The 14859-nt window shown below is 59.5% G+C and carries 19 protein-coding genes and 1 pseudogene; 18 read left to right on the forward strand and 2 right to left on the reverse strand.

From position 1 onward, the window contains the following. Positions 1-8 precede the first annotated feature (8 nt). Positions 9-914, forward strand: coding sequence for a DUF2971 domain-containing protein (locus tag E1573_RS01580; RefSeq protein ID WP_133209979.1), 906 nt, complete (start codon positions 9-11; stop codon positions 912-914). A 33-nt stretch (positions 915-947) separates the two neighbouring features. On the opposite strand, the gene E1573_RS01585 is transcribed toward E1573_RS01580, so the two are convergent. Beyond that, entirely contained in the window at positions 948-1991 is a 1044-nt protein-coding gene (locus E1573_RS01585; protein WP_133209982.1) for a phage portal protein, read from the reverse strand. Beyond that, positions 1991-3745 (reverse strand): terminase ATPase subunit family protein, encoded by a 1755-nt coding sequence (locus tag E1573_RS01590; RefSeq protein WP_133209984.1) that lies wholly within the window; start codon positions 3743-3745, stop codon positions 1991-1993. The genes E1573_RS01585 and E1573_RS01590 overlap by 1 nt, the downstream gene beginning before the upstream one ends. Positions 3746-3896: 151 nt before the next feature. Between E1573_RS01590 and E1573_RS01595 the strand changes: the two genes are divergently transcribed. From E1573_RS01595 to E1573_RS27140, 17 genes and pseudogenes are all read left to right on the forward strand, one after another. Then, a complete protein-coding gene (locus tag E1573_RS01595; protein WP_133209987.1) occupies positions 3897-4751 on the forward strand; it encodes a GPO family capsid scaffolding protein in 855 nt (284 codons plus the stop codon). A 38-nt stretch (positions 4752-4789) separates the two neighbouring features. After that, positions 4790-5797 (forward strand): phage major capsid protein, P2 family, encoded by a 1008-nt coding sequence (locus tag E1573_RS01600; RefSeq protein WP_133209990.1) that lies wholly within the window; start codon positions 4790-4792, stop codon positions 5795-5797. A 3-nt stretch (positions 5798-5800) separates the two neighbouring features. After that, positions 5801-6502: a phage terminase small subunit gene (gene gpM, locus E1573_RS01605; protein WP_133209993.1), complete on the forward strand. Its 702-nt coding sequence runs from the start codon at positions 5801-5803 to the stop codon at positions 6500-6502. A gap of 103 nt (positions 6503-6605) precedes the next feature. Then, the gene (locus tag E1573_RS01610) at positions 6606-7070 is read left to right on the forward strand and encodes a head completion/stabilization protein (RefSeq protein ID WP_133209996.1); all 465 of its coding nucleotides are present in this window, start codon (positions 6606-6608) and stop codon (positions 7068-7070) included. Continuing rightward, on the forward strand, positions 7070-7279 hold the full coding sequence (locus E1573_RS01615) for a tail protein X (protein WP_133209998.1): 210 nt from the start codon (positions 7070-7072) through the stop codon (positions 7277-7279). The genes E1573_RS01610 and E1573_RS01615 overlap by 1 nt, the downstream gene beginning before the upstream one ends. 27 nt (positions 7280-7306) lie before the next feature. Beyond that, entirely contained in the window at positions 7307-7660 is a 354-nt protein-coding gene (locus E1573_RS01620) for a putative holin (protein WP_133210001.1), read from the forward strand. 1 nt (position 7661) lies between these two features. Next, a complete protein-coding gene (locus tag E1573_RS01625) occupies positions 7662-7940 on the forward strand; it encodes a phage holin family protein (protein ID WP_133210004.1) in 279 nt (92 codons plus the stop codon). Then, positions 7937-8782, forward strand: coding sequence for an N-acetylmuramidase domain-containing protein (locus E1573_RS01630; RefSeq protein ID WP_133210007.1), 846 nt, complete (start codon positions 7937-7939; stop codon positions 8780-8782). Before E1573_RS01625 ends, E1573_RS01630 begins: the two co-directional genes overlap by 4 nt. After that, a pseudogene (locus E1573_RS26915) lies at positions 8779-9141 on the forward strand (DUF2570 domain-containing protein); the annotation flags it as partial. The gene E1573_RS01630 and the pseudogene E1573_RS26915, both read left to right, overlap by 4 nt. After that, positions 9065-9328, forward strand: coding sequence for an Rz1-like lysis system protein LysC (lysC, locus tag E1573_RS26865; protein WP_218568355.1), 264 nt, complete (start codon positions 9065-9067; stop codon positions 9326-9328). The pseudogene E1573_RS26915 and the gene lysC, both read left to right, overlap by 77 nt. Continuing rightward, a complete protein-coding gene (locus tag E1573_RS01640; protein ID WP_133210012.1) occupies positions 9325-9849 on the forward strand; it encodes a phage tail protein in 525 nt (174 codons plus the stop codon). The genes lysC and E1573_RS01640 overlap by 4 nt, the downstream gene beginning before the upstream one ends. Then, the gene (locus E1573_RS01645; RefSeq protein ID WP_133210014.1) at positions 9842-10294 is read left to right on the forward strand and encodes a phage virion morphogenesis protein; all 453 of its coding nucleotides are present in this window, start codon (positions 9842-9844) and stop codon (positions 10292-10294) included. The genes E1573_RS01640 and E1573_RS01645 overlap by 8 nt, the downstream gene beginning before the upstream one ends. A gap of 75 nt (positions 10295-10369) precedes the next feature. Next, positions 10370-10948 (forward strand): phage baseplate assembly protein V, encoded by a 579-nt coding sequence (locus tag E1573_RS01650; RefSeq protein WP_133210254.1) that lies wholly within the window; start codon positions 10370-10372, stop codon positions 10946-10948. Further along, positions 10945-11298: a GPW/gp25 family protein gene (locus E1573_RS01655; protein ID WP_133210017.1), complete on the forward strand. Its 354-nt coding sequence runs from the start codon at positions 10945-10947 to the stop codon at positions 11296-11298. The genes E1573_RS01650 and E1573_RS01655 overlap by 4 nt, the downstream gene beginning before the upstream one ends. Further along, on the forward strand, positions 11295-12212 hold the full coding sequence (locus tag E1573_RS01660) for a baseplate J/gp47 family protein (protein ID WP_133210019.1): 918 nt from the start codon (positions 11295-11297) through the stop codon (positions 12210-12212). The genes E1573_RS01655 and E1573_RS01660 overlap by 4 nt, the downstream gene beginning before the upstream one ends. Then, positions 12209-12817: a phage tail protein I gene (locus E1573_RS01665; protein WP_133210021.1), complete on the forward strand. Its 609-nt coding sequence runs from the start codon at positions 12209-12211 to the stop codon at positions 12815-12817. Before E1573_RS01660 ends, E1573_RS01665 begins: the two co-directional genes overlap by 4 nt. Then, positions 12814-14853, forward strand: a complete 2040-nt coding sequence (locus E1573_RS27140; RefSeq protein WP_133210023.1) for a phage tail protein — start codon at positions 12814-12816, stop codon at positions 14851-14853. The genes E1573_RS01665 and E1573_RS27140 overlap by 4 nt, the downstream gene beginning before the upstream one ends. Positions 14854-14859: the final 6 nt, after the last annotated feature.

Consider the following 14859-nt stretch of genomic DNA (forward strand, 5'->3'; position numbering starts at 1 on the left):
CCAGCAAAATGAACCAAATACACCCTGGGCGCCGCTCACTATTTAAATACACAACACCCAAAACCGCACTAACAATTCTTCAAAACAAAACAGTCAGATACTCGTCCCCCTTAACATTCAACGACCCATTCGACATTCAAACCGGCCTACACTTCGACTTCAAGCTAGATGAGCTTGCTGAAAAAATTGTTGACCATATTGGGAGATTTGCGAGCGCCTCAGTTCCTCCTCCGGTTGATGAGGAACACCCTTGGGGACAAATGGCCTTAATAGCAAGGAGAAAGTTCCCAACTTGCGGCTTTGACAAGGCTTTCTGGCTCAATATGATAAAGCCATCCTTCGACACTGACATAGTTCCGATCATCACGGAAACACAAGCAAACTTCCGTAAATATTGGGATAACTCTTTACCAGCAATGCGTGTATTCTGCGTATCAGAAGAAAGAGACAATCTATTGATGTGGGCACACTACGCAGAAAATCATACGGGAGCAGTCTTTGAGTTTCTATCACTTCCCGAAAAAGACAATGTCCTGTCCATCGCCCAAAAAGTAGATTACGTTTCTAATCCTCCAACTTTCTTCAGTGAACAGGAGTGGTTAAATGATTTTATATCCATAAAGCCACTCGACACCTCGTTACTTCACAGACGATACGTACTCCAAAAAAGTAAAGATTGGCACTATGAAAAAGAATGGCGAGTTTGGTACCCAGATTCTCAGCAAGTGGGTCATCACGATTATATTCCTGTCGCAAATTGCGAGTTACCTGCAATATACATTGGTTGCAGGGCAGAAAGTACGTTCGTGACACAATTAATTTCGCAAGCTCGTATGAGCTTCCCCAATACCAGAATATTCCAAGCGAAACGTCACACGGCCTCCTACTCTCTTGAATACGCTGAAATTAAATAGACGATATTTCCCAATCTGGATGCGCAGGAATTTTCACGCCTGCGCTGGAACCTCATACGGACGGAACCGCATCACCTCCTCCCCCAACCAATCGTTGATCTGCGACAGTCTAGCTTGCTCTGGTTCCAGCTCATTAACCGCCCATACCTGAGCAGCCTCACGGACCGAACCAAATCCCCCGGCGTTCTGCGGGACTACCCCCATCAACTGAGGTGGAATGCGTAACATGGCCAACTGGTCGTCGCGGCTGATGTTCTTGATCGCGCCGAAGTCATCCTTCGCCGCCACCTCACTGATCGGGATCAACTGCAGACCATCCTTCTTGCCACCAGGTGCGTACATGAACAGGTTGCGGAAGTTGCCTGGCCCCTTGCTGTTCTTCATCGCCGTGCGTAGGTCGTTGACGAAGTCCTCATTCTGGGCTGCGTCGGTCATATACATGATGAAGCCCGCATGACTGCCGTTCTGGTAATACTTACGACGAAACAGCGTGGCGCTCTCGTTGAGTAGGGCACTCTGCAAGGCCGGGAGCCACTCGGGTAAGCCGTAGACCTCCTGGTTGATATCCGCCACACGCAAGTGGCACACGCTCCCTGCCTTAAATTCGTGCTCGTCCTTCCAGCCGCGCACCTGGTAGTAGGTGACCAGGTCAGTACCTCGCCGTATGTACTTGGCCAGGCAAGGCTGCAGGCCGATCGCCTGACGCAGCATGTTGTCGCGCTTCTCCAGGTAGAGATTGCCCGACCAGCCCCAGTCCATGACGATTTGCTCGAAGGCCTGCCGACTCAGCAACCGGTGCGGTATGAACGTGCGGGCCAACGCGTTGCGCTTGAAGATCAGACCCGACTGCAGGTAAACACTTGCCTTCGACGACTTAGCCAGGCCGTCCAGCGAAACCGGCGGCTCAAACCATCGGCCATTGGACCAGCACTCCAGGTAGTCGAGGATCTCCCGACCATCGAGCACCGGTACCGGATCGCCGAAAGTGAACGCCATCGACTGCCCGCCGCCAGTCTGCGCAAGAAGCTCACCTTCGGTGGATTGCGGCACGGCGGCCAGTTCCTGGGGAATGTTCATCAATAGATCTCCATGATGCCGGTGTTAGCCACGGTCTGGCCCTCCAGCGGCTCGTTGTGCAGTGCGTGAAAGAGTGCCCACGCCAGATCGGCGTGGCCGGTGTTGTCGGTGCGCCCGGCGGTGTAGGTGAACTGCCGTCCACCTGGGGTGACGGTTTTACGGATTGCCATCAGGGACTGAACCAGGTCAGTCCAGCCGGCGTCGAACTCCAGCCGCCTCTTGCTTATCACGTCCCAAGCCTTCATCACCAGGCGTGTCTTAACCTCGGGGTTATAGGAAAACGTGCGCAGCGCCGGGAAGAACTGGCGTACCAGTTGCGCAACGGCGCTGCCCAGCCCGGTAGTGTCGATACCGATGTAGGTGACCCAGTAACGCCGCGTGACCTGCCGAATGGTCTCGGCCTGTGCGGTGAAGTCCATCCCACGGAACTGGTGCCGCTCCAACACACGAAACTTGCCACCCGGTACCAATGGCGGAGCCACAACAATCAGCCCGGCAGAGTCTCCACTCTCAGCCGGGTCATACCCGACCCACACCTGACGCTCGGCAAATGGTCGGGCAGTAAACGGCTTGTAGTCCTCCCAGATCGACCAGCTGTCCACCATGCAAGGCTGCAGCATGTTCAGCGGGAAGATGCTCGCGCCGTCGTCAACGAACTGGCACATCAATAGGTTCTGGAATGCCGCGGCATCGTACTCAAGCCGCAGCTCATCAATGTCGAACAGGTCGCAGCCCCGCTCCTCGGCGTCCAGGATGGTGACGATCTGGCGCCAGATCCTGTCGTCGCAGAGCTTGCCCTGCTGAAGGGCACTATGGCTGACGTCCAGTTTCAGGTGCTGTGCGGAGGGTTTGCCCTTGTTGAAGCGCTCACCCGTCCAGAAGGTGTACGCCTCGTGCGCCATCGAACTGGGTGTCGAAAAGTAGGTCCGGCGGTATTGCTTCTGCATCGCCATGCCCGAGGCGACTTTGTTCAGCTCGTTGAACTTGAAGGTCCAGAAGAATTCGTCGAAGTAGAAGTTGCCGTGATAACCCTGGGCAGTCCGTGCGTTGGTGCCGAGGAAATGCATCTCGGCGCCGTTCGGCAAGATGATCGGATCGCCGGTTAGCTCAACCCCAACCGTTTCGCGGGCGAATGCCTGGATGTAGGCCTTGAAAATGTGGGCCTGCGCCTTGCTGGCCGACAGGAAAATCTGGTTGCGCCCGGTGGTCAGCGCGTCGATCAGGGCTTCCCGGGCGAAGTAGTAGGTCGCTCCGATCTGCCGACTCTTCAAGATGGCACGGGTACGTTGATTGCCCGCGCGGTACCAGTCTTTCTGGTAATCGAAACAACCCTCAACAAACGCCTCGACCAACTTCTCGACGTGTTCCTCTGGGATATCGTTGCGCTTGGGTTTACGCTTTTCCCCAGCGTTTCGCTTGGCCAGTTCGGGGTTGAGGTCAGTCTCCGTACCGCCATCCTGGTAACGCTGAATCCGGGCCTGCCGTTCCAGTTGCCGGCCCAGCAGGTCAATTTCCTTGAAGTCCGTACCGGACTTAGAGTCCTTGAGTAGAAGCTGTACCAAGCGGGCCTCAGTGGCCGCCTGAATACGCTCCAGCGGCGTGGCCCGGTCCCATTCGTCGCGGGCCTTCCAGCTGTGAAGGGTCTTTTCCTTCTCGCCAATCAGCTCGGCGATCTCACACACACGGTAGCCCTGCCAATACAGGTGCTTGGCATGGCGGCGGTGATCGGTGGGTAGGTCGACGATAGCGTTCATGCCGCAGATGCTGCCGTTCGCGCGCGCGCGGCCCTATCACCGGGCCCTGTAGGCCACTCCGCTACAACTCCCCCACGTTGCCGCGCCATCGCGCGATGCCGACCATGCCCTCATCGCCAGGCACAACGCCACCGCAATGAGGACTCCCAGCATGGCCGGCAAAACCGACACACCAGCCAAGAAGTACCGCTCCAAATGGACTCGCATCGCCGTTGAAGGCGCCACCACTGACGGTCGCACCATCGAGCGCAGCTGGATAGAGGACATGGCCAGCACCTACAGCCCAAACACCTACGGCGCGCGGATCAACTGCGAGCACATCAAGAGTTACTTGCCTGCGGGTGAGTTCGGCTCCTACGGCGACGTGTTGGCATTGAAAGCCGAAGAGGTCGAGATTGCTGGCGTGAAGAAGCTGGCCCTGTTCGGTCAGCTGGAGCCCAATGCCGCCCTGCTTGCCCTGAACAAAGCCGGTCAGAAGATTTACACCTCGATTGAGGTACAGCCAAAGTTCGCCGACAGCGGCAAGGCTTATCTGGTCGGCCTCGCCATCACCGACACACCGGCCAGCCTCGGCACTGAAGCACTGTCCTTTAGTGCTCAACACGGCACCTTTGCCAACCGCAAAAAGGACAAGGACAACCTGTTCACCGTTGCGGAAGAAACCCCTCTTGAATTCGAAGAAGTCACCGACACGCCCAGCATGTTCGCAGCGCTGAAGGACAAAGTTGGTGAGCTGCTCGGCAAGGGCAAGGAAAAAGAGGGCAAGGACGCCGCCAGCTTCGCCGCCCTGGGCGAACTGATCGAAAGCCTGGCCACCCACAGCAGCGAGCAAGCCATCGCCTTCGCTGCCGAGCAGAAAGCCCGCCAAGACCTGCAAACCAAGTTCGAAAAACTCGAAACCTCGTTCGCCGATCTGGTCAAGCGCCTCGGCACTACCGAGGACCTCAGTCAGCCGCACCGTCCGCCACTGTCCGGTGGCAACGGACAAGCCCTTGCTGACTACTGATCCCCAAGCCGCAGCCTAATCCCAGTTCGGAGAGCACCATGCGTAAAGAAACCCGTATCGCCTTCAACGGCTACCTGGCCCAACAGGCCAAAATCAACGGCGTCGACTCGGTGGAAGTGAAGTTCACCGTAGCGCCGACGCCGCAACAGAAGCTGGAAACTGCCATTCAGGAGTCCAGCGGCTTCCTGAAAAAAATCAACATCATTCCCGTCGATGAAGCCGAGGGGGAAGCGATCCTTCTAGGCGTGAATGGCCCGACCGCTGGCCGCACCAACACCAGTGCGAACAATCCACGTCAGCCACGTGATGTCAGTGGTCTGAGCAAAGACACCTACAGCTGCAAGAAAACCAACTTCGACACCGCCTTCCCTTATGCCAAGCTCGACACCTGGGCTAAGTTCAAGGACTTTCAGCCACGTCTGTCTGCGTCGATCGCCGAACGCCAAGGGCTTGACCGGATCATGATCGGCTTCAACGGCACCAGTGTGGCTGTCGACACCAACCTGGCCACCAACCCTCTGCTGCAGGACGTCAACGTTGGCTGGTTGCAGAAGATCCGTATCGCGGTACCGGAGCGCGTGCTGGACGAGGGTGCCACGCCTGGCAAGGTCACCATCGGCGCTACCGGCGATTACAAGACCCTCGACGGCCTGGTCTTCGATGCGGTCGAGATGCTCGACCCTTGGCACCGTAAACGTCCTGACTTGGTGGTTATCGTGGACCGAGCATTGCTGCACGAGAAACAGCTCAAGGCAGTAGAAAAAGGTGCAGCTTCCAACCAGGAGGAAAATGCCGCCGACGAAATCGTCAGCAAAGCTCGCCTCGGCGGTCTGCCTATCGAAGATGCACCGTTCTTCATCGCGGGTGGTGTGTTCATTACCACGCTGAGCAACCTGTCTATCTATTACCTGGACAGCGCCCGTCGTCGTCACCTGAAGGACGAGCCTGAATACGACCGCGTCGCCGACTACCAGTCCTCCAACGAGGCCTACGTCGTCGAAGACCTCGGCCTCGTCGCCCTGGTCGAAAACATCGAGCGGGTGTAGACCATGGCCCTGACCCTTGCCCAACGCAACCAACTGCGCAAACGCGCAGCCCAGGAGGCGGCAGCCGCAGCCCCTGCTGCCCTGATGGAAGGCGCCACAGGCTACGAGGTAATGCTCGCCAAGCTGCAGCAGGACCAATTCCGCCTGAAACAAGTGCAGTCCCAAGAGGGTAAGGCGAAGCTCAAAGCCGAAATCCTGCCGGAGTACGTGCCCTACGTTGATGGTGTGCTGTTGGCTGGCCAGGGTGCCCAGGACGATGTGCTCACCACCCTGATGGTCTGGCGCTTCGACGCTGGTGACTTCACGGGTGGGCTGCAGGTTGCTGAGTACGTCTTGAAACACGGCCTGCTGATGCCGGACCGCTTCAGCCGCACCACCGGCTGTCTGGTGGCAGAGGAAGTCGCGACAGCTGCACTCAAGGCACAGAAGGCTGGCGGCACCTTCCCGTTGGAGATCCTCACCGCGACTGCCGTGCTGACCGAAGACCAGGATATGCCGGACGAGGCGCGCGCCAAGCTGATCCTGGCTCTCGGCCGCGCCACCTTGGAAGGCATCAGCGACGAACAGCCTGGCCAGCCGGGCAAGTTGCAAGCCGGTATCGACCTGCTCAAACGGGCGATCGAGCTGCACAGCAGCTGCGGTGGCAAGAAAGACCTGGAGCGTGCCGAGCGCCTCCTCAAAAAACACGCCGGCACTGCTGGCTAACCGAGCGTCCCCACGCACCCGGCGGCTCGGGACGGATCAGCGGGTTATCTCCTTGGCCTTGCAGTGAAGTCCCGACCACCGCCGACCTATTCGAGCGATCAGCATGAGCGGATTCATTGCCGGTGGTATTCCAAGTACCGCATTCCCGATCAGCAATGGTGATTTTTGGCCGGAGATCAACGGCCAGCACCTTCGCGCCGCCATGCGCATCACCGATGCCGTCACCGACGACCGGCTGGAAGTCGCCGCCGTCAACGCCATGATCGAGGCCAATCGGGAGCTTGCCGGCTTCCGTGATGCCGAGATCGCCCAGGGCTTCAACAGCCTGGTTGACGTACCGGCGGAGAAGATCAAAGGCGAAAGCCCACAGTTGCACCTCTATCGCCGCGTCATTTACTGCAACGCGCTGGCCGAACTGGTGGAGCGCTACAGCAGCTTCGACACCACCAACAGTGGCGAGAAGAAGGTAACCGAGGAGGAAACCAGCGCCGACCAACTGCGCCGCGATGCTCGCAAGGCTCTGCGCTCGCTGCTCGGTATCAGCCACACCACAGTGGAGCTTCTGTGATGTCCACCGTCATTGCCAACCAGGGCGACACCGTTGATGCCATCTGTTGGCGCTACTACGGCCGCACCGCAGGCGTCACCGAAACCGTCCTCGACGCCAACCCCGGCTTGGCCGACTACGGCCCCATCATTCCGCACGGCACACAGGTCACCCTGCCCGATGCTGTGCCACGAGTTGAACAACGCCAGGTGGTGAACCTATGGGACTAACCGCCGCCAATCAAAGGACCCCGAGCCATGGCTGATCCGACTTCCAGCTCCATTACCGGCCTGCTGATGGGCCTCGGCCTGGCCACCGCCGTGCCGCTGATCGATGGTGAAGCGCTGTTCGGCGCCATCCTCGGTGCCTGGCTGGTAACCAGTATCAAGCGCGACCTCAAGGCCTGGCAGCGGCTGGGTTCGCTGTTGCTATCGGCCGGCGTGGGCTACTTGTTTGCACCGGTGGCATTGAAGCTCGCACCGATCATCAACAGCGGCGGTGCCGCTTTTGCCTGCGCGCTGGTCGTCATCCCGATCAGCATCAAAGCCATGCTCTGGGTCGAGCAGGCCGACCTGTTCGAGATCCTGCGCCGTATTCGAGGGGGGAGCTGAAATGTCCATCATCACCCTGGTCATTCCGCTGATCACCGCCAGCGCCTACTTGCTCGGCGCGCTGCGGCTGGCCTGCTACTGCCGAGGCAGTGCCCGGTACCGGCGCGGGATTTCCCTGCTGGCCAGCCTGTTCGGCGCGGCGCTGTGCATGTGCGGCCTTGAGCTGCTGCTGTACCGCCCTCCAGTCAGCCTGTGGCAAGCCGTGACCGCCGTACTGCTTTGCACCCTGATTTATCGATCACGCGGCAACGTTGCCGCCCTGTTGAGGCCAAGCGTATGACCCCTACCCTCCGCCATGGTGACCGCGGTCAGGCCGTTAGCCAGTTGCAAAAGCAGCTTAACCAGGCCGGTGCCAAACCTGTCCTGGTCGTCGATGGTGACTTCGGTGACGCCACCGAAAAGGCCGTGCGCGCCTTCCAAGCCAGGGTTGGCTTGGTCGATGACGGCATTGCCGGGGAGAAGACCCAATCCGCACTGCTCGGCGGCGACTGCCAGCTGCTCTTGGGCAATGCCTCGTTGCTGGCCGGAGCCAAGCGTTTGGGTGTTGAGCTCGCTTCGATCTATGCCGTGAACGAGGTGGAGAGTCAGGGCAAGGGCTTCTTGGCCAATGGCAAACCGAAGATCCTCTTCGAGCGACACGTCATGTACAGCCGTCTGGTGATGCCTCGGCACGAGGGCGACAACGTGACCGAGCTGCAGCGTCACGCCGATGAATTGGCCGCCTTGTATCCGCAACTGGTCAACCCCCGATATGGCGGCTACATCGGTGGCCCTGGCGAACACCAACGCTTGGCGCAGGCTCGCATGCTCGATAGCCAGTGCGCCGACGAATCCGCCAGCTGGGGAGCGTTTCAGATCATGGGCTACCACTGGCAGCGCCTGGGTTACGCAAGCGCGGCTGACTTCGTCGCCCGGATGTCCCAGAACGAAAATGAGCAGTTCGAAGCTTTCGTCCGCTTCATTGAGACCGACGTCGCACTGCACAAAGCCCTCAAGGGTAAAAAATGGGCCCAGTTCGCCAAGCTCTACAACGGCCCCGCCTATGCCCGAAACCTCTACGACGTAAAGCTTGAGCGCGCCTATGAACGGCACGCCGACTGCTGCAGCAAAGAGGCTGCATGAGTGCCTTGCGCCAGGCGTTTCTGGCAATCGCCGCAGTAATTGCCTTGGCCCTACTGTTCTGGGGACAGCACCAGCGCCTTCAGGTGGAGAAAGCCCGATCCACCAAGGCCGAAGAACGCCTGCAGGCGCTCCAGGAACAGAGCGAGCGCCAAGCCGCCACCATCGTTCGCCTGGGTGGCGAAGTGCAGGCCGAGCGTGCCGCCCAAACCTCCCTGCGACTCACCCAGAACCAGCTGCGCCAGGAGCTGGCCAACAGCCTCAACCAGATCCAGGAGCTCGAACATGAAAACGCTGTACTTGCCGATTGGTCTCGCCAGCCTCTGCCTGTTGCTGCTCGCCGGTTGCGCGAGCGCCCCGCCATTACCGGCGCCGCAGGTTATCGTCAGTGGCTGTCCAGTCGTCGTGCCGTGCAGCCTGCCAGCAGCGAAACCGACCGCTAACGGCGAACTGCTGCGCGACGTGGAAGTGGTAGAGGCTGCATGGGCCGACTGCGCTGCCCAGGTGGATACGGTTTACCAGGCCCAACAGGAAGCCCAGCAGCCATGAACAAGCCCGACTCCCTGCGCAACCATCTGCTCGCTGCCGTGCCGGAGCTGCGCGTTGACCCCGACCGCCTGCTAGTGTTCATCGATAACGGTACAGTCCGCAGCACGGCGGCGGTGGGCTTGTCATTCGAGTACGCCTACACCCTCAACGTGATACTGACCGACTTCGCCGGGCACCCGGACGCCCTGATGATCCCGCTGCTGGCCTGGCTGCTGGTCAACCAGCATGAACTGCTCGCCAACCAGGAAAAAGGCAAGGAAGCGATCAAGTTTGAGGCCGACATCCTCGACAACAGCAAGGTCGACCTGTCGATCGCGCTGCCCCTCACTGAGCGGGTAATAGTCAAGAAACAAGACGACGGCACACTGCAGGTCCGCCACCCCGACGAGCCCCAGCTTGAACCCTACCTGCCGGCCGGGGAATGGCAGCTCTACGCCGGTGACTCACTGCTCGCCGCCTGGCAGAGCACCACCCAGGACGGCGGCGATATCGCCAGCCCGCACCCACGCCGTCATGACTGACAACCTCCACGCACTGGAAGACTGGGCTGCGGCCTTGCTCGCCCAGCTGGAACCTGGTGCTCGCCGTAAACTCAACCAGGAGATCGCCCGAGACCTGCGTCGCAGCCAGCAACAGCGTATCGCGGCGCAACGCAATCCGGATGGCACGCCCTATGCCACGCGCAAGCCACGTCAACTGCGCGGCAAGGCCGGGCGAATCAAGCGACAGATGTTCACCAAGCTGCGCCAGGCCAAGCACCTGAAGCTGCAGAGCACGCCCAACTCAATCGCCATCGGCTTCCTGGCGCGCACTGCACGAATTGCCCGCGTTCACCAGGAGGGCCTGCGAGATCGCCCCGGCAAGGGCATGAGCGATGTTCAATATGAGCGCCGTGAGCTGCTGGGCTTTAGCGATCAGGATCTCGAACTGATCCGCGATCGCCTGCTCGAACACCTCACCCGCTGACCCTACCGCTGTAACGAGCCTCCATACAAACCGCGCGCCGTGCGCTACACGCGCGCGCATCGCAGCATCAGCGGCATGAACATCGCCGACCTCGCTCGCCTCATCGAAAACCTTGTCCGCTTCGGTACCGTCGAAGCGGTCCAGGTGCAGCCGCCCCGCGTAAAGGTGAAAAGCGGCAACATCGTCACTGCTTGGCGTCCGTGGCTGAGCCTGCGCGCCGGGGCTGATCGGGAATGGGACCCGCCCACAGTGGGTGAACAGGTCGTGCTGTTGAGCCCATCGGGACTACTCGCCCAGGGCGTCGTGATCACCGGTCTATTCAGCGACCTGATCACCGCCAATGGCGACCGCGAAGGCCTGCACCGGCGCACCTACCGCGATGGTGCCGTGATCGAGTACGACAGCATCGCCCATCGACTGCGTGCCATCCTGCCCGAGGGCGGTGTCACTGATCTGACCAGCACCGGTGGCATCAACATCGTCGGCCCGATCCATCACACCGGGGATTACACCCAGCAGGGCAACCAAACCGTGACCGGCAAGGTCACGGTGTCCGAAGACGTGGTCGCCGGTGCCAACGGCATCAGCCTCGTCAAGCACCGCACTTCGGGCGTTATGTCGGGGCCGGGTACCTCTGGAGCGCCTGTCCCATGATCGGCATGAACGCCAACACCGGCCGCACCATCGCCGATCGCCAGCACCTGGTGCAGTCCATTGCCGACATCCTGACCACACCGCTGGGTAGCCGCGTCATGCGCCGGGAATACGGTAGCCAGTTGGCTGACCTGATCGATTGGCCACTGAACAGCGCCACGCGCCTGCAGGCCTACGCCGCCACCGCGACCGCGCTGATGCGCTGGGAACCGCGTATCCGCCTGAGCCGCGTCCAGCTGAGCCTGGGCGAAATCCCCGGCCAGGCCATTCTTGATGTGGAAGGCGCCCTCGCCGACTCAAACGAGCCCTTTAGCCTGCGCGTTCCGCTCACTTTGGGGGCTACAGCATGACCACGATTTTCACGCCCATCGACCTGTCTCAGTTGCCGCAACCCGCCGTGGTCGAGCAGATCGACTACGAGCAGCTTCTCGCCGAACGCAAGGCTCATGCCGTCACCCTCTGGCCAGAAGAACAACAGGCCGCAATTGCCGCCACCCTGGAGCTGGAGTCCGAACCGCTGACCAAGCTGCTGCAGGAAAGCGCCTATCGCGAGACGGTGTGGCGTCAGCGGGTTAACGAGGCTTCGCTCGCGGTGATGCTCAGCTCGGCCCGTGGCAATGACCTCGACCAGGTGGCGGCCAATTTCAACGTAAAACGCCTGGTGATTCGCCTGGCCAAGCCAACAGCTGTGCCGCCGATCCCGGAAGAAAAGGAAAGTGACGATGCCCTGCGCGAACGCGCACAGATGGCATTCGAGGGCTTGAGTACCGCCGGGCCACGTAATTCCTACATCTTCCATGCGCGCGGCGCTGACGGACGTGTTGCCGATGCTTCCGCCGACAGCCCATCACCAGCAGTCGCAGTGGTAACGGTCCAATCAGTTACAGACGACGGTACCGCTAGCCCCGCCCTGCTCGACGTGGTCCGCACCTACCTGAATGATGAAGACCGCCGACCGGTCGCCGATCGCCTGACCGTCCAGGGCGCTGAGATCTTGCCGTACCAGGTCAACGCCCGACTGTTCCTGAAGACCCAAGGCCCGGAAGCCGAGCCGATTCTCGCCGCAGCGGAACAGAGGTTACTGGCCTACGTCCATCAACGGCGGCGCCTTGGTATGCAGGTGTCAGAGTCGGCTATCCATGCCGCCTTGCATGTTGAAGGTGTGCGCAAAGTCGAACTCGACAACTGGATAGACCTGAATGCCACCAGCGCCCAGGCGCCCTACTGCATCGGCGTCACACTCACCCAAGGCGCCGCGCCATGAACCTGCTGCCCGGCAATGCCACACAGCTGGAGCGCTTGGCAGCGCAGGCGCTGGCCCAGATTCAGCGGGTACCGATCCCGCTGCGGGACCTGGTCAACCCTGACCGTTGCCCCGTCGCCCTGTTGCCGTACTTGGCCTGGGCATTTTCAGTCGATCGCTGGGACAGCCGCTGGCCTGAGGCGGCCAAACGCTCGGCCATCCGCTCATCGTTCTTCGTCCATTCGCGCAAAGGCACCATCGGCGCCTTGCGCCGGGTCGTCGAACCCCTCGGCTACCTGATTGAGGTCGTTGAATGGTTTCAGACCGTGCCCGAAGGCGTGCCAGGGACCTTTGCCCTGAAGATCGGTGTACTGGATACCGGCATCACCGAAGAGATGTACCAGGAGCTTACCTGGCTAATCGACGACGCCCGACCACTTACCCGCCACTTGACCGGCCTCGCCATTACCCTCGCCACCCACGGGTATATGCGCCTGGCCGTTGGCCTGTACGAGGGCGACGAGATCGACGTTTACCCCCCTCTTCTTCGAGACATTGAAGTGACAGGCACTTTTGGCCCAGCGGGCCGAGAACATACCATCGAAACCCTGGACGTCTATTCATGACTGATCAAAACAGCCAGTTCTTTGCGATCCTCACTGCAATTGGCGAAGCCAAGCAAGCCAACGCCGATGCCTTGGGCGTCCCCTGGACCTTTTCCCAAATGGGCGTCGGCGATGCCAACGGCGCCGATCCCGTTCCGTCGCGTACGCAAACCAGCCTGATCAATGAGCGCCGTCGCGCACCCTTGAACCAGCTCAAGGTTGATCCCGAAAACCTGAACATCATTATCGCCGAGCAAGTCATTCCCCCTGACGTCGGCGGCTGGTGGATTCGGGAAATTGGTCTCTATGACACTGATGGAGATCTGGTCGCAGTGGCTAACTGTGCGCCGAGCTTCAAGCCGCTACTGAGCCAAGGCACAGGCAAGACACAGGTCGTGCGGCTGAACATCATCGTGACCAGTACAGCCAATGTGCAGTTGAAAATTGACCCCAGTGTGGTTTTAGCGACCCGCGAATGGGTTACCGAAGAGCTCGCAAAACAGGACTTCAAGCATTCGGTGCTAGCCGCAACGACCGCAGCGATTACCCTGAGCGGCGTGCAGACGATCGATGGGATTGTACTGACAGCTGGGGCCCGAGTGCTGGTAAAAAACCAGGCTGCGGCCAAGGATAATGGCCTTTACCAAGTAGTCGCTGGTGGTCTCTGGACGCGCTGTGCCGATGCGGACACCACTGCCAAAGTCACACCAGGCATGCTGGTGTTGGTGGAGAAAGGAACGCTCAATGGTGACAGCGCCTGGCAGCTGGTAACCGATAGCCCGATTACCCTGGGCACGTCAGGATTGAGCTTTGAAATGGCTTTTGGCCGCACTGGGGTGGCGGCGAGTACCTATCGCAGTGTCACTGTAGACAAATACGGTCGTGTGGTTTCCGCAGCCAATCCGACCACCGCAGCAGGCTACGGCCTTACAGATGTCTACACGATGGTACAAATCGACACCGCCATGGCCCTCAAAGCACCGTTAGCGAGTCCTACGTTTACCGGCATTCCTGCCGGTCCGACCGCAGCGGCGGGAACCAACACTACACAACTAGCCACCACCGCCTTTGTCGCTGCGCTTGGTGCACTCAAAGCGAACTTAGCGAGCCCCACGTTTACCGGTGTCCCTGCCTGCCCGACAGCAGCGCCAGGAAGTAATACCGCACAACTGGCTAATACAGCCTTTGTACAAGCAGCCATCGCGGCTTTAGTGGCGTCCTCACCTGCAGCGCTGGATACCCTGAATGAATTAGCAGCAGCGTTGGGGAATGATCCCAACTTTGCGACGACCATAACCAATCTGCTGGCTCTAAAGGCACCTTTGGAATCGCCCATTTTTACGGGAAGCCCCCAGACGCCAACACCGCAGCAGTTTGACGCTGATACTTCAATTGCTACCACAGAATTTGTGCAGCGAGCATTGGGCAGCCTGCCAGGCGATCCGATTCTGGTCTCGGCCAACATCACACTTGTGAATGCACAGGCAGGCAATCTGTTTCTGAACACAGATACCTGGCAAATAACTCTACCGTCGTTGGCCGTAACACCTAACGGTTCGGCATTCCATTTTTTGTTCATGAAGGAAGGTGGTTCGTTAAAAGGTAGCGGCACAGAAACTATTCAAGGCATCAGCGCCGCGAACTCATATACCGCTTACCGAGGTGAAAAAGTCACAGTAGTTAAGCGAAACAATGCTTGGTATCTGGGAGGCGGTGGGCTAGGAGCAGAAGCCTTCCTTGCCAACATCGGCACAAATGGTTACCAGAAGCTAGCGAGCGGCCTGATTGTTCAGTGGGGTAGAGCACTCGTTCCTCTTTCAGTGGCCACGGCCAACATGGATACCGTATTCCCAATGCTGTTTCCCAATGCGTGCCTAAGTGTTGTTGCGAGTACTGGTCTAAATACCAGTAACTACGACAACAACGCCAACTTCCGTACGGACAAACAAAGCGTCAGCATAGGAACCCCTAGTGCGTCAGGGTTCGACGCGCAGGTTTTCATCGAAAACAATGTTAATGATCAACGAGTTATGAATTGGCACGCCGTTGGGTATTAAGGGGCT

This window comes from Pseudomonas sp. H9, assembly GCF_004353925.1.
Lineage (GTDB): Bacteria > Pseudomonadota > Gammaproteobacteria > Pseudomonadales > Pseudomonadaceae > Aquipseudomonas.